Annotated in this window: 21 protein-coding genes and 1 tRNA gene; 7 read left to right on the top strand and 15 right to left on the bottom strand. The window is 62.5% G+C overall.

What is annotated here, in order from left to right:
• Position 1 precedes the first annotated feature (1 nt).
• Genes flbD through fliF form a run of 5 tightly spaced genes read right to left on the bottom strand, consistent with a single transcriptional unit; the run spans position 2 to position 5,103 of the window.
• A complete protein-coding gene (gene flbD / locus GDR53_RS12070) occupies positions 2-1,369 on the bottom strand; it encodes a sigma-54-dependent transcriptional regulator FlbD (RefSeq protein WP_193334739.1) in 1,368 nt (455 codons plus the stop codon).
• Positions 1,370-1,382: 13 nt separating this feature from the next.
• Positions 1,383-1,673, bottom strand: a complete 291-nt coding sequence (fliN, locus tag GDR53_RS12075) for a flagellar motor switch protein FliN (protein WP_193338072.1) — start codon at positions 1,671-1,673, stop codon at positions 1,383-1,385.
• Positions 1,674-1,723: 50 nt separating this feature from the next.
• The gene (locus GDR53_RS12080) at positions 1,724-2,383 is read right to left on the bottom strand and encodes a FliH/SctL family protein (RefSeq protein ID WP_193334740.1); all 660 of its coding nucleotides are present in this window, start codon (positions 2,381-2,383) and stop codon (positions 1,724-1,726) included.
• Positions 2,384-3,469: a flagellar motor switch protein FliG gene (gene fliG / locus GDR53_RS12085; protein WP_193334741.1), complete on the bottom strand. Its 1,086-nt coding sequence runs from the start codon at positions 3,467-3,469 to the stop codon at positions 2,384-2,386.
• A 5-nt stretch (positions 3,470-3,474) separates the two neighbouring features.
• A complete protein-coding gene (gene fliF / locus GDR53_RS12090; protein ID WP_193334742.1) occupies positions 3,475-5,103 on the bottom strand; it encodes a flagellar basal-body MS-ring/collar protein FliF in 1,629 nt (542 codons plus the stop codon).
• 160 nt (positions 5,104-5,263) lie between these two features.
• Here fliF and GDR53_RS12095 point away from each other — a divergent pair, with 160 nt between their 5' ends.
• Positions 5,264-5,887 (top strand): glutathione S-transferase family protein, encoded by a 624-nt coding sequence (locus GDR53_RS12095; RefSeq protein ID WP_193334743.1) that lies wholly within the window; start codon positions 5,264-5,266, stop codon positions 5,885-5,887.
• Between the two features lie 61 nt (positions 5,888-5,948).
• Here the strand turns inward: GDR53_RS12095 and sciP are convergent, their stop codons facing one another.
• The 3 genes from sciP to GDR53_RS12110 all read right to left on the bottom strand — a co-directional run bounded on the left by sciP (position 5,949) and on the right by GDR53_RS12110 (position 8,746).
• Positions 5,949-6,227, bottom strand: a complete 279-nt coding sequence (gene sciP, locus GDR53_RS12100; RefSeq protein ID WP_035102845.1) for a CtrA inhibitor SciP — start codon at positions 6,225-6,227, stop codon at positions 5,949-5,951.
• A 206-nt stretch (positions 6,228-6,433) separates the two neighbouring features.
• Positions 6,434-7,141, bottom strand: a complete 708-nt coding sequence (locus GDR53_RS12105; RefSeq protein ID WP_193334744.1) for a flagellar hook assembly protein FlgD — start codon at positions 7,139-7,141, stop codon at positions 6,434-6,436.
• Positions 7,142-7,153: 12 nt separating this feature from the next.
• The gene (locus GDR53_RS12110) at positions 7,154-8,746 is read right to left on the bottom strand and encodes a flagellar hook-length control protein FliK (protein WP_193334745.1); all 1,593 of its coding nucleotides are present in this window, start codon (positions 8,744-8,746) and stop codon (positions 7,154-7,156) included.
• Between the two features lie 247 nt (positions 8,747-8,993).
• On the opposite strand from GDR53_RS12110, the gene mnmA reads away from it, so the two are divergent.
• A complete protein-coding gene (mnmA, locus tag GDR53_RS12115) occupies positions 8,994-10,145 on the top strand; it encodes a tRNA 2-thiouridine(34) synthase MnmA (protein WP_193334746.1) in 1,152 nt (383 codons plus the stop codon).
• A gap of 6 nt (positions 10,146-10,151) precedes the next feature.
• On the opposite strand, the gene GDR53_RS12120 is transcribed toward mnmA, so the two are convergent.
• The 3 genes from GDR53_RS12120 to GDR53_RS12130 form a co-directional block, all read right to left on the bottom strand.
• The gene (locus GDR53_RS12120) at positions 10,152-10,337 is read right to left on the bottom strand and encodes a hypothetical protein (protein ID WP_193334747.1); all 186 of its coding nucleotides are present in this window, start codon (positions 10,335-10,337) and stop codon (positions 10,152-10,154) included.
• A gap of 161 nt (positions 10,338-10,498) precedes the next feature.
• Positions 10,499-11,449 carry a ring-cleaving dioxygenase gene (locus GDR53_RS12125; RefSeq protein WP_193334748.1) on the bottom strand — a complete coding sequence of 317 codons (951 nt, stop codon included), beginning with the start codon at positions 11,447-11,449 and terminating at the stop codon, positions 10,499-10,501.
• Between the two features lie 135 nt (positions 11,450-11,584).
• Entirely contained in the window at positions 11,585-11,944 is a 360-nt protein-coding gene (locus GDR53_RS12130) for a DUF2200 domain-containing protein (RefSeq protein WP_193334749.1), read from the bottom strand.
• A gap of 173 nt (positions 11,945-12,117) precedes the next feature.
• Between GDR53_RS12130 and GDR53_RS12135 the strand changes: the two genes are divergently transcribed.
• From GDR53_RS12135 to GDR53_RS12155, 5 genes are all read left to right on the top strand, one after another.
• On the top strand, positions 12,118-13,353 hold the full coding sequence (locus tag GDR53_RS12135) for a putative DNA modification/repair radical SAM protein (RefSeq protein WP_193334750.1): 1,236 nt from the start codon (positions 12,118-12,120) through the stop codon (positions 13,351-13,353).
• Positions 13,353-14,810, top strand: a complete 1,458-nt coding sequence (locus GDR53_RS12140; RefSeq protein ID WP_193334751.1) for a UdgX family uracil-DNA binding protein — start codon at positions 13,353-13,355, stop codon at positions 14,808-14,810. Before GDR53_RS12135 ends, GDR53_RS12140 begins: the two co-directional genes overlap by 1 nt.
• An 83-nt stretch (positions 14,811-14,893) precedes the next feature.
• Positions 14,894-14,970 (top strand) — tRNA-Met (locus tag GDR53_RS12145).
• Between the two features lie 617 nt (positions 14,971-15,587).
• The gene (locus tag GDR53_RS12150) at positions 15,588-16,496 is read left to right on the top strand and encodes a tyrosine-type recombinase/integrase (protein ID WP_193334752.1); all 909 of its coding nucleotides are present in this window, start codon (positions 15,588-15,590) and stop codon (positions 16,494-16,496) included.
• Between the two features lie 3 nt (positions 16,497-16,499).
• On the top strand, positions 16,500-17,690 hold the full coding sequence (locus GDR53_RS12155) for an IS91 family transposase (protein ID WP_193334753.1): 1,191 nt from the start codon (positions 16,500-16,502) through the stop codon (positions 17,688-17,690).
• A 602-nt stretch (positions 17,691-18,292) separates the two neighbouring features.
• On the opposite strand, the gene GDR53_RS12160 is transcribed toward GDR53_RS12155, so the two are convergent.
• The 4 genes from GDR53_RS12160 to GDR53_RS12175 all read right to left on the bottom strand — a co-directional run bounded on the left by GDR53_RS12160 (position 18,293) and on the right by GDR53_RS12175 (position 22,636).
• A complete protein-coding gene (locus GDR53_RS12160) occupies positions 18,293-19,471 on the bottom strand; it encodes an NAD(P)/FAD-dependent oxidoreductase (RefSeq protein WP_193334754.1) in 1,179 nt (392 codons plus the stop codon).
• Positions 19,468-20,154 carry a methyltransferase domain-containing protein gene (locus tag GDR53_RS12165; protein WP_232846614.1) on the bottom strand — a complete coding sequence of 229 codons (687 nt, stop codon included), beginning with the start codon at positions 20,152-20,154 and terminating at the stop codon, positions 19,468-19,470. Before GDR53_RS12165 ends, GDR53_RS12160 begins: the two co-directional genes overlap by 4 nt.
• Before the next feature lie 29 nt (positions 20,155-20,183).
• Complete coding sequence (locus GDR53_RS12170) at positions 20,184-21,269, bottom strand: type III polyketide synthase (RefSeq protein WP_193334756.1); 1,086 nt, start codon at positions 21,267-21,269, stop codon at positions 20,184-20,186.
• A gap of 177 nt (positions 21,270-21,446) precedes the next feature.
• A protein-coding gene (locus GDR53_RS12175; protein WP_193334513.1) for an IS3 family transposase occupies positions 21,447-22,636 on the bottom strand; the annotation gives its coding sequence in 2 pieces (ribosomal slippage) (positions 21,447-22,378 and positions 22,378-22,636; 1,191 coding nt in all).
• Positions 22,637-22,767 lie beyond the last annotated feature (131 nt).

The following is a 22,767-nucleotide window of genomic DNA, read 5'->3' on the forward strand; positions in this document are numbered from 1 at the left end:
CCTAAGCGACGGAGCGCCGTTCGCCGGGTTCGGGCACGGGGCTGCCCTCGTCGGCATATTGGTTGAGCTTGTTGCGCAGCGTGCGGATCGAGATGCCCAGGATCGTGGCGGCATGGGTGCGGTTGCCCAGCGTGTGATCGAGGGTATCGAGAATGAGGTCGCGCTCGACATCGGCCACGGTGCGGCCGACCAGGGCCGCCGACATGGTTTGTGCGGTCTGCGCCAGCTGCGATGACAGCGAGCTGGCGGCAGCCACATCATTGAGACCCATGCCATCGGGCAGGACAATGGCATCGGGACCGATGACATCGCCTGAAGAGAGCAACACCGCGCGATGCAACGTGTTTTCCAGCTCACGGACATTTCCCGGCCAGGGGGCCTTGAGCAGGGCAGCACGAGCGTCAGGGGAGAGAACGCGCGGTGGCAGGCCATTGGCCTTGGCATATTTGTCGACAAAGTGCTCGCTGAGCGCGGCGATGTCGCCGGGGCGATCGCGCAGGGGGGGCAGCTTGAGATTGACGACGTTGAGACGGAACAGCAGATCCTCGCGGAAGCTGCCTTCGCGGACAGCGTCGTTGAGATTGCGGTTGGAGGTGGCGAGGATGCGAATGTCGACCGGGACGGGCTTGCCGCCGCCGACGCGGTCGATCAATCGCTCCTGGATGGCGCGCAACAGCTTGGACTGCAGGCGCACGTCCATTTCGCTGATTTCGTCGAGCAGCAGGGTGCCGCCGGAGGCTTCCTCGAACTTGCCGATACGGCGGGCAATGGCGCCGGTAAAAGCACCCTTTTCATGGCCGAACAGTTCGGATTCCAGCAGGGCCTCGGGAATGGCGGCGCAGTTGATCGAGATGAACGGCTTGTTGGCGCGCTTACTGCGGGCATGGACGTATTTGGCGATGACTTCCTTGCCGGTGCCGCTCTCGCCAGTGATCAGGATGGAGGCATCGGAACCGGCGATCTGGTCGGCCATCCGGACGACACGTTCCATGGCCGGGTCGCGGAACAGGAATTCGGCGCTGTCGCGGGCCACCGCGGCAATGACGGCCGCGATCAGCTCGGCATCGGGCGGCAGGGGGATATATTCCTTGGCGCCGGCGCGAATGGCGTTGACCGCGGCGGCCGCATTGGCCTCGACGCCGCAGGCCACCACGGGGATAGCGATGCGCTCGCCCTCGAGCCCGGCAATGAGCCCGGCAATGTCCATGACCACATCGACCAGCAGGAGATCGGCGCCGCGACCGGCGCGCAGGGCGGCCAGCGCGATCTCGACCGAGGGGGCGTGCGCGACCTTGGCGCCGCCATTCATGGCCATCTTGGTGGCCTCACTGAGCTGGCCTTCGAGGGCCCCGATGATTAGCAGACGCATCCTGAGTTCCTCCTTATTGCGGCTTGATGATTTCGGTCATGGTGACGCCGAGCTTGGACTCGACCAGCACGATTTCACCACGCGCAACGAGGCGCTCATTGATGAAGATTTCCACGGCCTCGCCGACCTGACGGTCCAGTTCGATGACCGTGCCGGTATCGAGCTTGAGCAGGTCGGAAACGGCCATCTTGGTGCGGCCGAGTACGACCGAAATGCGGACGGGAACGTCGAACACGGCTTCGAGGTCGGCGGCGCTACGCTCGACATAGGCCTCGGGGGCGTCATCCTTGACGGCGGCCAGCATCTCTTCGAAGCTGATGGGTTCTTCGGTATCGGGGTCGTTATCAGAAGCGCTCAATGGCCACTCTCCTGTGCAATGGGTTTGCCGGACTTGGCGGCGAGATAGGCGGTGATCTTCTTGTCGATATCCTTGGAAACGGCGCCGATATCGCGGACGAGACCGCCATCGACCCATTCCAGCTTGCCGTCGCCGACGCGCTGATCGGGGTCACCCATCACCACAAGGCGCCCGGAAAAGCCTGACGTCTGCATCTGCGCGGTGGCGATATCGCGGATACCATCGGCTATCGAGGGGTGGCAGCGCACCACCAGATGGGGGACGCTGCCGAGGCTCTGCATGCATTCGCCGATCAGGCTGTCGAGCTCGGCCGTGGGAAAGCGGGCCAGCAGGTGCAGGGCCAGCTTGCGGCCGATCGCGGCAGCCAGGCTGATGGCCTCGCGCTGGGCCAAGGCAGTGGCATCGTCCAGCGCTGCGGCCATGGCAGCGCTCTGGGTGGCCAGGGTGGCCGCGGCCGCGGCGAGGGTCTGGGCAGCCATGGAGGTGGCGTTGCGCTCGCCCGCGGCCAATCCCTCGGCATAGGCGTCCTCGCGCGCCTGGGCGACCAGTTCGGCAACCAGCTCTTCGGGCACTGTGGGCTTGGGCGGCGCGGCCGGCGTCGCCTGGCTCTTCTGGCCCATGTCGAGATTGAAGGTGAAACGTGCGGGTTGTGCCACTTACGCCACCATCTGATCGTCGGACTTGGTCTTCATGATCATGATCTCGCCCTTGGCGGCGAGATCCTTGGCCGTGGAGACCATGCGGCCCTGGGCATCGTCGACATCTTTGAGGCGAACGGGACCCATGGCCTCCATATCGTCCTTGAGCAGCTTGGCGGTGCGGCCGGACATATTGTTGAAGAAGGTTTCCTTGATCGCGTCGTTGGCGCCCTTGAGCGCCATGGCCAGTTCCTTCTTGTCCATGCGCGCCAGCAGGGTCTGGATGGCCGAGGATTCGAGCTTGGCCAGGTCCTCGAAGGTGAACATCAGCGCCTTGATGCGTTCGGCATCGTCGCGGTTGTTCTCTTCGAGCGTGGTGATGAAGCGGGCCTCGGTCTGGCGATCGAAGGAGTTGAAGATCTCGGCCATCTGTTCGTGGCTGTCGCGGCGCTTGGAATGGTTGAGCGTCGACATGAATTCGGTGCGCAGGGTGGACTCGATCTTTTCGAGGATTTCCTTCTGCACCGGGTCGAGGCCAAGCATGCGGGTGACCACGTCCATGGCCAGTTCCTCGGGCAGCACGGCCAGGACCTGGGAAGCATGGTCGGTGGCGATCTTGGAGAGCACCACGGCGATGGTCTGGGGATATTCGTTCTTGAGATAGGCGGCCAGGACGTCGGCCTGCACGTTGGAGAGCTTTTCCCACATGTTGCGGCCGGCCGGGCCACGGATCTCTTCCATTATGGAATCGACCTTGTCCTGACTGAGGAAGCTGAGCAGCAGGCGCTCGGTGGAATCGGTATTGCCGGACAGCGAGCCATTGGAGGAAACGGCGGTGACGAACTCGATCATCAGGTCATCGAGCATTTCCTGGGTGATCGGCCCGAGGCGCACCATGGCCCGGCTGAGCTGCTTGACCTCAAGCTCGTCGAGCTCGTCAAAGATGGGCTTGCCGTAATCTGGTCCAAGGGCCAGCAGCAGTGCGGCGGCCTTTTCGTCGCCTTTGAGGACGCGCGTCGTCGTCGCGTCGGTGACAACCAGCTGGCTGGCGGCCTTGGCGGCTTCGGGTGCTGGCGTTTCGCCGGATTGGGATACGAGGGCCATGAGGGTTACGCCGCGCTACCAAGCCAGTCGCGCACGATCAGCGCGGCCTGCTTGGGGTTTTCTTCAACAAGGTCACCGACCATTTTGAGCGTCTGGAGCTGGGTTTCGCCCATCGACTTGGCGTTGGCGACCCAGGCTGGGGTCTTGTCCTTGGACTCCTCGGACTGGGCGGTGATGAGCTGTCCGTCGGCGCCGACCACGCCGTTATGACCAACTTCGGCGGCCGAAGGCAGCGAGAGTGGCTTGGTCTCGGGCGTCAGGACCTTCTTGAGCAGCGGACGCATGACGAAGAAGACCAGCGCCAGGGCGATCAGCAGGGTGACGGCCATCTCGGCGCCGTTCATCAGGTCGTCGCGGGTGAAGTCGAGCAGGCCACCAGTGCCGTCGGTGCCTGGGGGGGCGATGGACGGGCGCTCGGCAAACTGCATGTTGACCACTTCAACGCTATCGCCGCGGGTGTCGGAATAGCCGACGGCCGAGCGGACCAGCGTGAGGATCTGGGTTACTTCATCGGCACTGCGCGGCGCGTAGACCATGTTGCCAGCGCCGTCATCGGTATAGGTGCCGTCGACCACCACGGCCACCGACAGGCGCTTGATCTGGCCGGCTTCGGTGACGGCCGTCTGGGTGGTCTTGGAGATTTCGTAATTGGTCACTTCCTCGGTAGAAGTGCCCTGCTCGGAGGCGCCGCCGGTGCCGGCACCCGAGGCGCCCGGCAGTTCGTTGGCAACGGTGACCTGGCCATTGGCGCCGGCCGTGAGATTTTCGGTTTCGCGCAGCTGGCTGGACCGGACCACCTGGGATTCAGGATCGAAGGTTTCCTGGGTCGTGGTGGAGCGGTTGTAGTCGATCTCGGCTGATACTTCGACGCGGGCACGGCCGGGGCCTACGACATTGGCCAGCATGTCCTCGACGCGGGTGCGCATGAGGTTCTCGTAGCTCAGGGTCCGCTCGGTGGCTTCGCCCGACATGGCGCCGTCAGCTTCGTCGCCGGTGCCAGAGGCCAGCAGGTTGCCCTGATCATCGACGATGGAGACGCGGCTGGGGGTGAGGCCCTCGATGGCGGAAGACACCATGTGCTGGATGGCGCGGATTTCGCCGTTCGAGAGTTCACCGCGCACCGACAGGACGATGGAGGCGGAGGGATCGCTGCGCTCGCGCCGGAACAGTTCGCGCTCGGGCAGCACCAGGTGCACGCGCGCCGTCTTGATGCGGGTCAGCGAGGTGATGGTGCGGGCCAGCTCGCCTTCGAGGGCGCGGACATTGTTGATGTTCTGCACAAAGCTGGTGGCGCCCAGGGTCGACTGCTCATCGAAGATCTCGTAGCCGACCTGGCCGCGCTGCGGCAGGCCTGAACCGGCCAGCGTCATACGCAGGGTGGTGATCTGCTCGCGCGGCACCAGAATCGTGTCACCTTCACCGCGCAGCTCGTAGGGTACGTTGAGGGTCTGCAACTCGCTGATGATGGCCGAAGAGTCTTCCAGCGCGAGGCCGGTATAGAGCGGCGCCAGGTTGGGGGTCTGCGCCCGCATGATCAGGAAGGCGAAAAAGCCGAGCATGAGCACAGCGACGGTCGCCATCGCTGCCAGACGCGGCAGCCCGATGCGGGTCATCAACTGTGAGAAACTGTCCAAGCCGACACTCGATTCAAACGGGGCCAATGCGACGCAAAGCTGCACGGCGATCGCTGGGCAAAAATTACCTACCTGGTGGTAAACAGAGTCTTAACGAATTGTCGCAGAATGCAAATTCCGGCAGATTGTGCCGGGCTAAGTGAATGAAGGGTTCCCGAATATGCTCAAAATTCTCGGTCGCGTGACGTCGATAAATGTGCGCAAGGCGCTCTGGGTGCTCGATGAGCTGGGCATTGCCCATGAGCGGGAGGACTGGGGACTGCCGCTGCGCGATCCCCACGTGCCAGAGTTCCTGGCGCTCAACCCCAATGCCCAGGTGCCCGTGCTGATCGAGGACGGGTTTGTGCTGTGGGAGAGCATCGCCATCATGGGCTATCTCAACCAGACCCATGGCGGCGGCGCGCTGCTGCCGGCAGACCCCAGGGAGCAGGCGCTGGCGATGCAATGGGTGCTCTGGCAAAACAACGACATGGGGAGCCACTGGGGCTATCCATTGCGCTCGATCATTCGCAAGGAAGCGGGCTTTGATGACGCGGACAAGCTGGCCCAGCAGATTGCCGCCTGGACGGACAAGATGGCCATCATCGAGGCGCATTTGGCCAGGAGCGGCCCGTTTGTGATCGGCTCGGCCTTCTCGCTGGCCGATATTGCCATCACGCTGGGGCTGCACCGCTGGTTTGCCATTCCGTTCGAGCATGCGCCCATGCCTGCGGCGGAGGCCTATTACCAGGGCATGCTGCAGCGGCCGGCGGCCAAGGCATGGCTGACCGCGCAAACGCCATAACAGCAAAGCCCGCCCGGCGAACCGGGCGGGCTTTGATTATCTGAGCCAGGAGCCTTTCGGCTCAGCCTTCGCGGTAGTGCTGGATCCAGGTCGTCCGCAATCCAGCAAGCCCATGCTTGTCGATAGCCGCTTGCCAATTCAGAAATTCATCGACGCTGAGTGTATAACGGTCGCAGGCCTCTTCAAGGCTGAGCAGACCGCCGCGCACAGCAGCGACGACTTCGGCTTTACGGCGAATGACCCACCGCCGCGTATTCGCGGGGGGAAGATCTGCAATCGTGAGCGGACTTCCGTCCGGCCCGATAACGTACTTAACGCGAGGTCGCATCTGTACGGTCATTTTACTCTCTACTCAAACCTGACCATATGTTGAGTAGACTAGGACAGTTGCCTTAAAATTCGACTAAGGCAAAGCTTACAACAGGTTAAAGCAAAGCCGCGGATTGATGATGCCCGCCTGGCACCGAAAAGATCGAGGGTGCCTTCAGCAGAACACCCCCAGGCGGGGCCCGAGGGTGTGCGACAGGTCGGTGCAGAAAGGTGGCGTCAGGCCTCTGTTTCCGGCGTCTCGGTGGCAGGGGGCTTGGCGGTGACATCGGGGATGCGGACGTCGGTTACGTCGGTAATGGCGACCCGGCGGCTGCCGATGGTGAGGATCGGGACGGCGCCGGTGAAATCGACGGCGGTGACCACGCCGATGGAGGCGGTGCTGATATTGACGGCCTTGCCGTTGGCATCGGCGCCCTTGATGTCGATGGTGTAGACACCATTGGGCTTGGCATTGCCATCGCTGCCGATGCCATCCCAGCGGAAGGTGCCGGGCCCAATATCGAGGGGGCCATTCTGCGTGTAGACCACCTGACCATTGGCGTCCTTGATGGTGACATTGGCGTTGGTGGCATTGGCGTCGGCGCTATAGGCCCAGAAGACGGCATCGCTGTCCGTCAACTCGCCGGTCTTGCCCGAGGAGGTGACTTCCTTGCCGATATAGGACACGGCGTCGGACTTGGCGGTGTTCTGGCCGGCCAGCATCAGCGTTTCGAGAAATTCATTGGTCTTGAGCTGCTGCTCGACGCCGGAGAACTGCACCAGCTGCTGGGTGAACTGGTTGGTGTCGAGCGGGTCCAGCGGATTCTGGTTCTTCAGCTGGGTGGTCAGGATGCTGAGGAAGGTATCGAAATTGTCCGCTATGCCGGCACGTGCCGAGGACGATGTCGTCGTGTTGCTGGTACCCGATACATTGCTGACAGCCATAACAACTACTCCTTACGCGATGATGTTAACGCCGCTGGCCGTGAGGCTGGCGCGGTAGAGATTGACAGTGGGTGGGGCTTCTTCGATGTCATCAACCCGGCCGCCATTGAGGCTGAACTGCTGGCCCTGGTCGTCGCGCGCCTGCTGCTGGCCACCACTGAAGGGGCTCTGCTTGAGCGAGAATTCAAGGTTGGTCTTGCCGGCATCGAGACCGGCCTGCTGCAGCGCCCGTTCCAGGGCGCGCTGATCGCGCTGCATCAGGTCGAGCGTCTCGGATTTCTCCACCACCAGGCGGGCATTGATCTGGCCGGACTTGTCGATGTCTAGCTTGACGTCGATACGGCCCAGCTCGGGCGGATCGAGGCGCATCTGGAAGCGGGTATTGCCGTCATTGACCTGGCGGACCAGCTCGAAGGCCAGTTGCGGCAGGTTGAGCTGCTGCTGGCTGGTCTGGTAGCCGGCCTGGATGACGCGCGGCGCCACGGCATCGGCGCGGGCAGCCTGCACCGTATTCTGCGCGGTACCCTGCGTGTCGTTGCGAATCTCGTTGACCGTGGCAGCGGCGGCCGCATTGGCCTTGGTATCGGCGGGGGTCTTGTCGGTATCGTCCCTGGGCTTGGCGTCCTGGTCGGTGGGGGCATCACCGCCTGAACCGGCCTTGGCATCGACGCTGAGCACCGGGGCCGGTGTCGCGCTGTCGGCTGAATCCGTGGTCGACGTGGCGGCGGCCCCGGCCTCGGCAGGCTTGCCGATCAGCGCGGTCTCGGTGAGGCTGAGGCTGGGCGTGCCGAGCGCCGGTCCGGTGGCGCCGGAATCGGCCACGGCGGGGGCTGCCAGCAATTTGGCTATGGCGGCGGCGAGGTCGGCATCAGCGGCGCTGTCGGCCTGCAGGTTGAGGCTGGCCAGAGCGCTGGCAGTATTGCCATCGCTCTTGAGGGCCTGCGCCAGTTTGGCGAGCTTGTCGCCAATGGACTGCAGCAACTGGGTCACGTCGGCGCCGGCATCGGCATTGGCGGCGGTGGCTTCGCCACCGAGCAGGGCCTGGGCCAGTGGGGCCATGCCCTGGGCCAGGCGCGCGGTGGTGCTGAGATCGCCATCCGCGGATGGCTGGGCCAGGGCTGCCAGATCGGCCAGCGATGGCGTCGCCAGGGCGGACAGGTCGATGTCGAGCTTGGCGCTCAGGCCCTCGAGCGCGCTATCAATGCGCTTGAGCAGTTCGGGATCGGCCGCTTCGCCGGCCTCCAGGCTCTGCTTGAGGGCGGCCAGATCCTTGACCAGACCGGCAAACATGGCCTTGGCGTCGATCGGGGTGGCAATGGGCAGTGTCGCGTCGATGGCGGTGGCCATGGCCTCGGGATCTTGCGGCTCGCTGTCGGCTTCGCCCGGCTGGGCATCGCCCAGGATCAGGCTCGCCAGCTTGCTGAGCGCCGATTCCAGCTTGGAACCAGCAGTTGCCTTGCCCTCCGCGGCCGGTTCGCTGCCGCCCAGCAAGGCGGCGAATGCACCATTTGCGCCATCGTCGGCTTCGGCCCCCTGGGCGTTGAAAGCCCTGGTGGTTGAAGCGCCCGTTGGGGCTTTGCTGGTAACGGTCAGGTGAGATGCCACGGTTTGGCTCGCAAGAATGAGACTAGTCCGACCAGATCAATGCAAGCGCCTTGCCAGTTTGGGAAATCCGGCAAATCTCATTTTGCTGCAACAGCTTGACCCAAGCGCCGGGTCGCGGCCTGGCGATACCAATAGGGGCAGGCGGCAATAGTTGCCGGGCAAATGTTGCGGGCGCGCGGCGAAAGCTGTATCTAGCGGCCACCAATTAATCCGCTGGCCCTTGAACCCAACCGGATACAGGACAGATATGAACTCGCTTGATATTGCCAAGCGCCCCGAAGACACGCGCGTTGTAGTCGCGATGTCCGGCGGCGTGGATTCCTCGGTCGTTGCCGGCCTCTTGGCCCGACAGGGCTATGACGTCGTCGGCGTTACGCTGCAGCTTTATGATCATGGCGAGGCGACCCATCGCAAGGGCGCCTGCTGTGCCGGCCAGGACATTCATGATGCGCGCCGGGTCGCCGCCGCCCTGGGCATTCCCCATTACGTGCTCGACTATGAAGAGCGCTTCAAGCGCAGCGTCATTGCGCCCTTTGCCAATGCCTATCAGCAGGGCGAGACCCCGGTGCCCTGCATTGCCTGCAATCAGTCGGTCAAGTTCGTCGATCTGCTGGAAGTGGCGCGGGACCTAGGCGCCGATGTGCTGGCCACGGGACATTACGTGCAGTCGCGGCTGGGCGAGGACGGGCGGCGACAGCTGTTCCGGCCGGTCGATGCCGAGCGCGACCAGACCTATTTCCTGTTTGCCACCACCCAGGAGCAACTCGATTATCTGCGCTTTCCGCTCGGCGGCCTCAGCAAGGCGGCGGTGCGCGAAATGGCGCGCGAGATGGGGCTCGAAATCGCCGAAAAGCATGACAGCCAGGACATCTGCTTCGTGCCGCAGGGCAAGTATGCCGACATCATCCGCAAGATGCATCCCGAGGCCGTGGCCGGCGGTGACATCGTGCATCTGGATGGCCGCGTGCTGGGTCAACATGCCGGAATTGTCAATTACACGATCGGCCAGCGCAAGGGCCTTGGCATTGCCGCGGCCGAGCCGCTCTACGTGATCAAGCTCGACTACAAGAGCCGGCAGGTGATCGTGGGGCCGCGCGAGGCACTCAAGACCCATACGGTGCGGTTGCGCAATGTGAACTGGCTGGGCGGCACGCCGCTGGCCGAGCTCAGCGCCGGCAATGGCGCCCCGGTCGAGGTCAAGATCCGCTCGACTACCGGGCCGCAGTCAGCGGTGATCCACAGCCGGGATGGCGATGTGTTCGTGACGCTGGTGAGCGGGGAATATGGCGTGTCGCCCGGACAGGCCTGCGTGTTCTATGCCGATGACACCGCCACCGCGGAAGTCTGGGGTGGCGGCTTTATCGCCGAGGCCGTGCCGCAGGTGTTTGCGGCGGCCTGAGGCGGACTACTGCGCTGGCGCCTGGCTTGGCGCCGGCGAGGTCGCCTCGGCATTGGCTTCGCGCAACTGCTGATAGGCATTGATGCCGCCCAGCGAGGTCGAGATGGCGATGACCACGATAAGGGCACCAAGCACCAGAATGACGATGCGACCGCGGTTGAGGGCGAAGGGGCTTGGTTTTGGTTCGTCCATGATGGCCTCGAACTGAGTCTGCAGATGCACGAGGGAGCGCGTGCTGGCAGATTAGTCATGCACGACAATGGCTGCAAAAGTAAGGCGTGGGCTGCAAAAGCAAGGCCTGACGGCATAAGCCGCGGTGCCTCTCCCCCGCGGGGGAGAGGCGGGCCGGTGGATTACACCAGCGGCTTGAGATTGGCCTCGATGCTGGCGCGGCGGCTTTCGAGGAAGGGCGGCAAAGCCAGGGTCTCGCCAAGGCTTTCCATCGGCTCGTCGGCGGCAAAGCCGGGGACGTCGGTGGCAATCTCGAACAGGATGCCATTGGGCTCGCGGAAATAGAGCGAGGTGAAGTAGAAGCGCTCCACTTCGCCGCTCGAGCGAATGCCGGCCTGAGTGACCCGATCGATCCAGAGCCGCAGGCTGTCCTGATCGGGCGTGCGGAAGGCAACGTGATGCACGCCACCGGCACCGGGCCGGGCTGGCGGCAGCGCGGGATCGACAACAACATGCAGCTCGGCGCCCGGGCCGCCGGGGCCCATTTCAAAGACATGAGTTTCCGGCGTGTGGCTGGTCATGGCGTAGGAGCGGACCTTGCGCATGTTCATCACCTGGGTGAGCACGGCTTCGGTACGATCTAGCCGCGGCACGGCCATCGAGATGGGGCCCAGGCCGATGATTTGGCGTTCAGCCGGTACCGGCGACTTGGCCCAGGGCACGACCTTGTTGACCGCATCAATCACCATGCGGAAGCGCTGGCCCTCGAAATCCTCGAAATCGAGGGAGAGCTGGCCGTTGCGCTCCTTGATGGCGCTGGTGCCGACGTTTTTCGTCTGCAGGTGGTTCTTCCACCAGTTCAGGCTGTCCTCGCTGTCGACGCGCAGGCCGGTGCGGCTGACGGTGTGGTTGCCGCGCTGCTCGCGTGCCGTCTCGAAATCAAAGAAGGTCAGATCGGCGCCCGGGGAAGCCACGCCATCGCCATAGAACAGGTGATAGGCGGTGGTCTGGTCCTGGTTGACCGTCTTCTTGATCAACCGCATGCCCAGTGTCTGGGTATAAAAGGCCAGGTTCTTCTTGGGCTCGGCGGTGACCGCCGTGAGGTGATGGATGCCTCCGAGTTCGAGCGTCATGGTCATATCTCCTGAACTGGCGCGGGTGCCGCGCTGCTGTTGCGGTAGATGTAGAGGACCGCGACCAGTTTGTGCAGGCTGACAATACCGACAGACTGATGTCGATACTTGAACAAAGGTGCTGCTATGCCGCGGTCAGGCGGCGGGGGTGCGTAGGATTTTTGCCATGGACCTGCCCTTGGCGAGCTCGTCGATGAGTTTGTCCATGATGCGGATTTCGCGCATTGTTGGCTCGGCAATTTCCTCTACCCGCACCCCGCAGATGACGCCGGTGACCAGGGATCGGGCCGGGTTCATGGCCGGCGCCTGGGCGAAGAAATTTTCCAGCGTCACGCCCGATGCAATGGCCTGGTCGAGGCTTTGCCTGTCATGGCCGGTGAGCCAGAAGAGGATTTGGTCGACTTCCTGCCGGGTGCGGCTCTTGCGTTCCGCCTTCGTGACGTAGAGCGGATAAATGCTGGCAAAGCTGTAATTGTAGACCCGCTGATTGGTCATGACCGAGCGCCTCCCACCCAGGGGCAGTCTAAAGCATGTTGTGGGCGCGGCAAGCGTCGTTAGCGGTCGGCGTGTCTTGGGTCAGCGATCACGATTGCCCGAGACCTGTCTTTTTGACATGTCCCTCGCCAGCCCGATGCGTTATCCCTTGCAGGAACATAAAGGGAACAATCATGGCCACGCTGACACTGCGCCGGAAGCTGGCAATCCTCGTCGATGCCGCAAAATACGATGCGTCCTGCGCATCATCCGGTACCGAAAAGCGCAGCAGCGCGGGGACCGGCGGCATCGGTTCGACCGAAGGCAGCGGCATCTGCCACTCCTATGCGCCAGACGGCCGCTGCATCTCGCTGCTCAAGATCCTGCTCACCAATTTCTGCGTTTATGACTGCGTCTACTGCGTCAACCGCTCGTCGTCCAATGTGGCGCGGGCGCGGTTCAGCGTCGAGGAAGTGGTCAAGCTGACGCTCGATTTCTACAAGCGCAATTATATCGAGGGCCTGTTCCTCTCCTCGGGCGTGATCCGCTCGCCGGACTATACGATGGAAGAGCTGGTGCGGGTGGCTCGAAGCCTGCGCGAGGAGCACCAGTTTGCCGGCTATATCCACCTCAAGGTGATACCCAATGCGGCGCCTGAACTGCTGGTCGAGGCGGGGCGCTGGGCCGATCGGCTCTCGACCAATATCGAGATGCCGACCGATATCGGGCTCGAGGCGCTGGCGCCGGAGAAAAAGCCGAGCGAAATCCGCACCGCCATGGCCAATGTGCGTGGCAAGCTCGACGAAGCGGGGCCGGACAAAAAGGCGCGGGCCAAAAAGCCGAAATTTGCTCCCGCCGGGCAATCGACGCAGATGATCGTCGGTGCCGATGCGGCCGATGATGGGGCCATTCTTAACCGGGCGGCAGGGCTCTATTCGGGCTACAAGCTGCGGCGGGTCTATTACTCAGCCTTTTCACCGATACCCGATGCCAGCGCGCGCCTGCCGCTCAAGGCGCCGCCGCTGATGCGCGAGCACCGGCTCTACCAGGCCGACTGGCTGATCCGGTTTTATGGCTTTGACGTCCCCGAGATCGTTTCGGGCGGCGAAGACGGGCTACTCGACCTCGTCATCGATCCCAAGCTCGCCTGGGCGCTCAAGAGCCGGGCGCGCTTTCCGGTCAACGTCAACCGTGCCGACCGGGAAATGCTGCTGCGGGTGCCGGGCCTTGGCACGCGCAGCGTCGAGCGGATCATCGCCACCCGCCGGCATCACAGCCTGCGGCTCGATGATGTGGCGCGCATTGCCGGCACAATCGACAAGATACGCCCTTTCATCGAGGCGGTGGACTGGACGCCGGGTGGATTGACCGATGATGCGCGCCTGCGCGCCCGCCTCGTGCCACCGCCGGAACAGTTGAGCCTGTTCTGATGCATGTCGTCCGCCTGCTGGCCCCTAATGACTTTGCCGAATGGCGCGGCAAGGCGCGGCAATTGCTGGCGGCGGGTTTATCCCCCGGGCAAGTGGAGTGGCGTATGCTGGGCGATGCCGGTGGTTTGCTCGACGACGTCGACGCCATGGCTCTGCCCCAGGCCGATCGTCCGATCGGCTCGGTGCCGCGGCAATTCCTCGATCTTGCGCAACAGGCCATCTGCCATGCCGATCCGGCGCGCTTTGCCGTGCTCTATGACCTGCTCTGGGCGCTGCAAAGCAATAACCGATTGCTTGAAGACGCGATACTCAGTGCTAACAGTCTGTTAACGAAATGGGCCTCTGCGGTACGGCGAGACAGCCACAAGATGAAGGCCTTTGTGCGCTTCAAAGCCATTGGCGATGACAGCGGGCTGGAGCGCTATGCGGCCTGGTTCGAGCCCGAGCATTATACGCTCGAAATGACGGCGCCGTTCTTTGCCCGGCGCTTCGACGGCATGGTCTGGGCCATCGTGACACCCTATCGCAGCGTCTATTGGGACGGGGACAGCCTGGCCTTCGGGCCGGGCGGGCAGCGTGCCGACGTGCCGCAGGACGATGCGGTGGAGGACGACTGGAAAACGTATTTCTCCTCCATCTTCAATCCGGCGCGGCTCAAGGTCAGCATGATGAAATCGGAAATGCCGATGAAATACTGGCGCAATCTGCCCGAGGCCGAGCTGATTGCGCCGCTGATCCGTGGCGCGCGACAGATGGCGGATGACATGATCGAGCGGGCCGCCAGCCAACCGCCATCCCGGCACCTGCGACAGCAGGCACGCGAGCCAGAGACCCAGGATAGCCTTGGGGATATCGCGACGCTCGCCGATGCCCGTGCCGCCATACAGGGCTGCCAGCGCTGCCCGCTCTATGAGCAGGCAACGCAGGCCGTATTTGGCGAGGGACCTGAACAGGCCGCCGTGATGTTTGTCGGCGAGCAGCCGGGTGACCAGGAGGATCTGAAAGGGAAACCTTTTGTTGGGCCGGCCGGCCAGGTGTTCGATGCGGCGGTGGCAAAGGTCGGCATTGATCGGTCGAGCGTCTATGTCACCAATGCGGTCAAGCACTTCAAATTTGTGCCCCGCGGCAAGCGGCGCATCCACCAGCGACCCGATGGCGGCGAAGTGCAGGCCTGCAAGTTCTGGCTCAATCTCGAGATCGGGCTGGTGAGGCCCAGGATCATCGTGGCTCTGGGCGCCACGGCGGCGCAGAGCCTGCTCGGAAAAGCCATCAAGATCAGCGCCTTGCGCGGGGCGCCAGTCAGCATGGCGGATGGCACGATCCTGTTTGTCACCAATCATCCCTCCTACCTGCTGCGTATCCCCGATGCCGAGGGCAGGGCGCGGGAGAGTGCCAAATTCGAGGCCGACCTGATGCTGGTGCGCCAGGCGCTGGACGCCTTGTCGATGCGGGGATAAAACTTGTCAGAGTAGCGTCTTGACAGGGTGGCGTGGTAAACTTAGTTAGGGCGCGTGGACGGGGCAACCCGTGCATGCCTTATGGCGGAGTAGCTCAGTTGGTTAGAGCAGCGGAATCATAATCCGTGTGTCCCCAGTTCAAATCTGGGCTTCGCTACCATTCAAACCCCCGGGAAACCGGGGGTTTTTTGTTGCCCGAAGGAACAAGACTGTTCCGCGTTTGAGGGGCAGGTAGCAAATAGGTAGCATGCGGTTCGAATCGAATCGCATTAAGGCGTTGAAATGGGCTGGCCTTCCCACTCTAGTCGGTTCAGATCCCTCTCTCTCCGCCATCGATCGACTATAACTTATTGATAAACAACGTTTTGTTTGCCCCATTTGTGAGGCGTGTGCACCTTTGTGTGCACTTGGCAGCTGCAATCGCTATTGGCATGCAGATCATTCACGAAAGCCGAACTCGCGGCCGTCTCTGCTCATGGCGATTGGAAATATGCCCATTGCGGGACCACGAACGCGCAGCCGATCAGGGCGTAAGACTCAGACGTTATCACCGAGTCCTCGAACGTCGACTGCGGGAGGTCGTGAGCGCAGCGCCAGAAGCATCTTAGACGCACGAGCTGACCGCAGGTGCCTGTCTGAAATGGGGTGGAAGAACGAACCCGCTGGCGCGGGAGGGTGGCCGCTGTGGGATGGTGGCGGGCCCTGAAGTCCTCGCCTGATTGAGCATCCCCGCATTCAGGCGTTCCATTCGGCTCCTTCATTTCCAGGAGCCCAACGATGTCCACGATCCTTCCCAACACCTCTGTCAGTCCACTGCGCCAGAAGCTGATCGACGATATGACCATGCGGCATTTCTCGGTGGCGACCCAGCGCAACTACATCCGCGATGTGGGGGGCTTCGCCAGTTTCCTGCGGCGGCCGCCGGATACCGCGACCACCGAGGATGTGCGCCAGTTCCAGCTGGCCCAGAGCGAGGCCGGCGTTCCGGTGCCCACCATGAACAGCGTGGTCTCGGCGCTGCGGTTTTTCTTCGCCAATACCCTCGACCGACCCGATCTGGCGCGCAAGCTGGTGCGGGCAAGACACCCCCGCAACCTGCCGGTGGTGTTGAGCCGCGACGAGGTCGCGCGTCTGCTCAACGCGACCACCAGCCTCAAGCACCAGGCGGCGCTGTCGGTTGCCTATGGCGCAGGATTGCGCGTCGGCGAAGTCGCCATGCTCAAGGTGCGCGATATCGACAGCGCGCGCATGCTGATCCGCGTCGAGCGCGGCAAGGGCGGGCGATACCGCAATGCCATGCTCTCGCCCGACCTGCTCACCCTGTTGCGCCAGTGGTGGCAGGATGGCCATCGCCAGGGTGTGCTGCATCGCGACGGCTGGCTGTTTCCCGGCCAGCATGCCCTCAAGCCGATCAGTACCAGGCAGCTCTATCGTGTCGTGGTCGAAGCGGCCCAGGCGGCCGAGATCACGAGGCGCGTCGGGCCGCATACCCTGCGGCACAGCTTTGCTACCCATCTGCTGGAGGACGGCGTCGATATCCGCGTGATCCAGGTGCTGCTCGGGCACAGCAAGCTCGAGACGACAGCACTCTATACCAAGGTGGCAACCCGCACGGTGCGGTCCGTCACCAGTCCGCTCGACCGTCTGGGCATCTTCGTTCCAACTGAGGCGCCGCCCGACGCCTGAGCGGTGCGCGCCATCATCGAGGTCGCCGATGTCTTCCGTTCGGCCGGTCCAGCCTACCGGCTCGCCCATGCCGGGCATCTGAGCCTGGACCAACTCAAGGTCATGTCGGCGATCGAGACCTGTCGCACCGCTGCCCTGGGCGGTCACGTTGAGGCCTGCACTGACTGCGGGCATCAGCGCATCGCCTATAACTCTTGCCGCAACCGGCACTGTCCCCGGTGCCAGGGCGCTGCCGCACGCACCTGGCTGGAGCAGCGCGAGGCTGACCTGCTGCCGGTCGGCTATTTCCACGTCGTGTTCACGCTGCCCGCCGAGATCGCCGATATCGCCTTCCACAACAAGGCGCAGGTCTATGACCGGCTGTTCAAGGCGGCGTCCGAGACCATGCTGACGATCGCCGCCGACCCAAAACACCTTGGCGCCCGCATCGGCATCACCGCTGTACTGCACAGCTGGGGCTCGGCAATGACCCACCATCCGCACATCCACATGATCGTGCCCGGTGGCGGCATCACGCCGGATGGAGGTTGGATATCATCGCGGCCGGCCTTCCTGCTGCCGGTGAGGGTGCTCGGCGCATTGTTCCGCCGCCTGTTCCTGACCCGGCTGCTCGAACTGCACGATGCTGGCCGGCTCACCTTCTACGGCAAGATGGCAGAGCTCAGCGATCGCCGTGCCTTCCAGCGTCACCTCGCGCCGGCCCGCAAGAAGCGCTGGGTGGTTTACGCCAAGCCGCCCTTTGCCGGGCCAGAGGCGGTGCTCGCCTATCTCTCCCGCTACACCCACCGGGTGGCGATCTCCAACAACCGCCTCATCGCCTTCGATGGGACTGCGGTGACCTTCCGCTACAAGGACTATCGCCGCACCGGCGCCGACCGGCAGCAGGTCATGACCCTGGCCGTCGACGAGTTCATCCGCCGCTTCCTGGTCCACGTCCTGCCACGCGGCTTCCACCGCATCCGGCACTACGGTCTGCTCGCCAGCTCCGCCCGTAAGGACTGCCTTGCCCAGGCCCGCAGTCTGCTCGAGGTCGCACCGGCGCCGGAGGACGCCGCGGTAACTCAGGAGACTGCCGATCCGCGGCCACCATGCCCGTGCTGTGGCGGCACTATGGTCATCATCGAGACCTTCGCCCGAGGCTGCAGGCCCCGCGCGCCGCCTGCAGCGACAGCCAAACCGGGAGAACGCCCATGACCCGGCATGATCCAATATCGGCCCAGACTGCGATGCCACCGTCGCGGCCTGCTGGAGATCTTGCCCCGCTCAATGGCCGGGCCATCATGGCACCCGCTATGGACCACATCTGCCGCCGCAAGCGCCCCTGCATCAGCCTCTTCATCGACCCGTTCGCCCCGGCCGTATCGCCTCCCGCACGCGCTCAGGGCCGTTCCCAAGCCGGCCAAATCCAGAATTACCCATAGCGCTGAGCCTGCGGATCGCGGGTTCGGTCATCCCAGACTTTCGGGCGCCTATCGGCAGCCGAAACTCTTCAGGAAATCGGTCTGGCAGCTTTTGGCCTAACTGTTCAAAAAGCGGACGTCTAAGAAGTGGCCAAGCTATCTGAAAAATGGAAATGGTCGGACTGCAACCGTCATGACCGGAACGGCGCTTCGATCGACATCGCAGCGAATCCGGCGACATTGTGCTCGGCATTGTTGTGACTGCTCGCCTAGTCACCCTAGGACCCGCACCTGGAACGCGACATTCGTGAACATCGCTGCCGCAACGCATATGCCTGAACGCAGGTCATTGTTGAGCGGATCAGAAACCGTAGAATCTGTACTGCGATATACCAATCAAAACCCGGGAAGCGTTTTGGTCTTGCCACTCACGCGCGCGCCTACCGAAAGTGCGGCAGGCAACACTTTAACTACAGTGCGTACCAGCGAGGCACTTTGTGGAAAGATTGCGAGCTTTGCCAGAAAAGCCGCAGCATGGATGCGTATAGCGAACTGCCGCCTCCATGCTTTGGCGTAGGCTGCGCCTGCGACAGCCCTACCGGCCTTGTCCCATATTTGAACCTGCCGCAGCTGTTCGGCTAATAACCAACCCGATTGCAATGCCATTGAAATGCCTTCTGCGATGATTGGGTGAGACTCGCCTGCAATGTTTCCAACCCGGAAAATGTCGTCCTGATATTGCTGTCGAATGCCTGGCCGGATCGGTCCGGCAGCCAGCCATTCTTCATGCAAACGCGCGTCAGCGAGAGCTGTTTGTGCTGAAGGGCAAGAGGCCAGAATATGGCGATGCACCACCTGTGCTGCCGACAACCCGGGCTGGTTCGATCGCAGTTGTGTGAGCACGTCACGCCGAATACAGCATGAAATTGATAGCCGCCCCTTATCTGCCCACACCATGCCCCCATAGCCCCCGGGGAACAAAAGTAGCGGCATCAGATTGCTCGCCAGTTTTGCCTGCGTTAAATGGGCTTTAAAGCCCAAGAAATCGTGGGGACGGTTGCGCTTTTCCAGATTGCTGGTGAGCTTTCCAGGTTCCCACGACCCATGTGCCGCGACAACTACCGGCGCGGCGAGGTCCATGGCCTGGCCACGTTCTTCAATGCGAACAGTGGCGAGGTCGCCATTACGGGTGATCTCTACCGCTCGCCAGGGCTGCAAGACGGTAATGCCAGCGTGGCGTGCAGCATCAAGCAACAGATTGTCCAGCACATCGCGGCCAAGGGCCCGTCCGAAAGCATCGCTATCGGCTTTCGGCATGGGCGCCTCCAATGCCGCCCCTGAGGCGAAGAGCGCCAGTCGCGCGACTTCTGGTCCGGCCAGGTTCCTGAAGGCCTCGCCAACGCCCAGTCTGTCAAGCAATGCCAAATTGACCGCCGAGATGAACTCGCCACAAACTTTGCGACGCGGAAACTCTGAACGCTCGATGATGGCTACCGATCGCCCCTGTCGCGCCAAAGATAGAGCCGTGGAAGCGCCGCCTGGGCCCGCACCAATTACAATGGCGTCGAATTTCACCGGTCTGCTCCTGAAGTTACAGCGGCGAAAACGTGGGTAAAGGGCCCCACTCGCCGCTCGGTCAAAACCTGACCCGCACCGTCTGGCCAGACTCGAGATAATTCGTCGCCGACAAATCCCGCCCGCACACTGACAGCGGCATCATGCAGCGTTACCGCATTGGCCCCAACAAACCTTAGAAACCAAGTGCTCCACAGAGCAATGCGACTCCGACGGGGCTCCGTGGCTAGAAACACGGGCGCAAGTGTTGGCATCGCTGCCAGCAGCTTGCTCAATGCGCCGCCGTCAAAGTGATGCAAAAACAGATTGGCAAAAACGGCATCGAACTGACCGGCTTCTTCACGCGCGATCCACTCAAATACGTCCGCCGTGACGGTCTTTACCTGCCATCCCAATGCCGCGAATTGCTTGATGCGTAGTGGAGTAATCAGATTGATCTGATCGAGCATCAACAATTCGACGGCGCCGTAGCGTCGTCCGAGCTTACGCGCGACGGCAAGCATAAAAGCGCCGTCGCCTGAACCAATCTCAAGCAGGCGAAGATTACCTGGTCTGATATGGCTACGCATGAGCCCTGCCATAATCCTCGTCTGAAACATCAGGGCATTGATCACCACCAAATCGCGCCGCGAGCCGATCGCGTCGGGATCATCTGCTGGCAGGCTATCAAGCAATTCGGGCATGAGCTGCCGCGCCATTGTACCCCGCAGCATCAGTGAGCCGCGTCCATGGTGTGAAACAACATTGTCTCGGCGGTAAGTCCCGGGCCAAACGCCATAGCGCAGCCCCGATGGTCGGCCTTGCGCACGGCCATCATAGCTTCGAGGACAAACATCACCGTAGCCGAGCTCATATTGCCTTTGGCGCGAAGCACTTCCCGCGAGGCCGCCAAGGCGTTGAAGGGAAGGCTAAGAGCGCGTTCGACCGCATCGAGTACCGATTTGCCACCTGGATGCACCGCCCACAGGTCGATTGCCGCTATCGGTGCTCCGTCCAGAATTTCGGCAGCCTTTGCGCCGAGGATTTCGTGAATGGCTGCGGGTACTTGACCTGACAGGACCATGTCAAACCCGTCATCACGAACGCTCCAGGTCATCAGTTCGCGACTGTCGGGCGCCACCACGGCGTGGAAGCTATCGAGCGCCATGCCGGTTGCTTCTGCGCTGATGATGGAGGCAGCGCAGCCGTCCCCCCAAAGACAGAAAGACAGTAGCTTTTCCAGATCAGTGGTTTCCTTGAGATGTATGGTACACAACTCGATATTGACCACCAGCACGCGCGCGTTTGGCTCAGAGCGTACGATATGCCGCGCTTGCTTGAGCGCATTGATCGCTGCGTAGCATCCCATGAAGCCAATGATCGTGCGTTCGACGCTGGTAGAAAGTCCGCATCTCGCCACGATTTCTAGATCCATACCGGGGGCAGAAAAGCCGGTGCAGGTGGTCACGATAATATGGCTGATAGCAGCCCTGTCCTGCCCTACCAATACCTTGTTGACTGCTTGCTCTGCGAGTATCGGCGCCAAGCGGGCATAGATGTCCATGCGCTTGGCCGTTCCTGGGAACGCGCCTCGGGCAAACACGCCATCAGCATCTGCACTCGCCGCAGTGGCATCTGAGGCTGGTGCAAAGCAAGCATAGCGATGCTCAATGCCACCCTTGTCTGCCATACGGTTAAACACAGCCCGGCGTCTCGGTTCATCAGCAAGCAAGGTGCCGGCAAAATCAATGAAGAACCGATGCACGTCGTTGGCGGGAACAGCCGTGGCTACGCTGTTGAGGTAGGCTTGAGTCGGCATATGATATTGTCCAGTCGTACGGTCTAAGCGCATCTCGCGGGAGTTTTCTTCGACGAAGGCCGCTACCGTCGCACCACCGTTAAGCAAACCATCGGGGCGAAGGTTGCATCAACGGGTTGAGAGCTCATGACGCTCTCCGTTCCAGGAGTCCTTTCACAGTGACGTTGCCCCCAACTTCTATCCAGCGTGAAGTAGACTCGGGCGGTTAGTTTGGTCGATCTGGCCGGGGTGAGCGACGGGGGCTGGCGCGGAGCTGGTCATTGAGCGGAGCGGCAGATCCCGTCGCGGGTTGAAGGTGTCGGCGTATTCGGCAGGCGTCATCCAACCCAGCCGCGAGTGCGGCCGGTGCAGATTGTAATCGGCGCGCCAAGACGCCACGGTGGCCCGGACGTGAGCAAGCGATGGGAACAGGGTCTCGTTGAGCAGTTCGTCCCGCAGCCGGCCGTTAAAGCTCTCGATGAAGGCATTCTGGATCGGCTTGCCAGGGGCAATGTAGTGCCAGTCGATCCCCATCCGGTCAGCGAAGCCCAGGATGGCATTGGACGTGAACTCAGTCCCATTGTCGCTGACGATCATCTTGGGGCGTCCTCGAGTAGCCATCAGCGTCTCCAGCTCTCTGGCAACGCGCAGACCAGACAGCGAGGTGTCGGCAACCAAGGTCAGGCATTCGCGTGTGCAGTCATCGACCACTGTCAGCACCCGGAAGCGCCGACCGTCGGTCATCTGGTCGGAGACGAAGTCCAGGGACCAGCGTTCGTTGGGCGCCATTGGGATCAGCATCGGCGCCCTGGTGCCCATGGCACGCTTGCGGCCGCCTCGACGGCGCACCATCAGCTTCTCCTCGCGATAGATCCGGAACAGGCGCTTGTGATTGACCTGATACCCTTCCCGCCGCAGCAGGACGTGCAGCCGCCGATAGCCAAACCGTCGCCGCTCATGGGCAATGGCCTTCATCCGGTCGCGCAGCACGATGTCATCGGTTCGCAGCGCCTGGTAGCGCATCGTCATCCGGCAACATCCCAATACTCGGCACGCCCGCCGCTCGCTCATCCCATAGGCAGTCTGGAGATGGGCGACAGCATCCCGCTCGGCGGCGGGCGCTACCATTTTTTTCCAAGAAGATCTTTCAGCGCGGCATTATCGAGCATGCTGTCGGCCAGCAGCTTCTTGAGCCGGGCGTTCTCGTCCTCAAGCGCCTTCAGTCGTCGGGCCTCGCTGACGTCCATGCCGCCATACTTGGCCTTCCATTTGTAGATGCTGGCATTGCTGACGCCATGCTTGCGGCACAGGTCGGCAACTGGAACGCCGGCCTCCTGCTCCTTCAAGATCGCAATGATCTGCTCTTCGGTGAACCTGGTTCGCTTCATCTCTGGTCCTTCTGATGGGGCCAGAGCCTACTTCAAACTGGATTAGGCGCAGGGGGCAACGTCACACAGCACCGTTCTTAAGGCCGGACAGGGTGTTAGCATCAGGTTATCAGCAACGTCCGCAGGTATTT

Source organism: Devosia beringensis (assembly GCF_014926585.1).
Lineage (GTDB): Bacteria > Pseudomonadota > Alphaproteobacteria > Rhizobiales > Devosiaceae > Devosia > Devosia beringensis.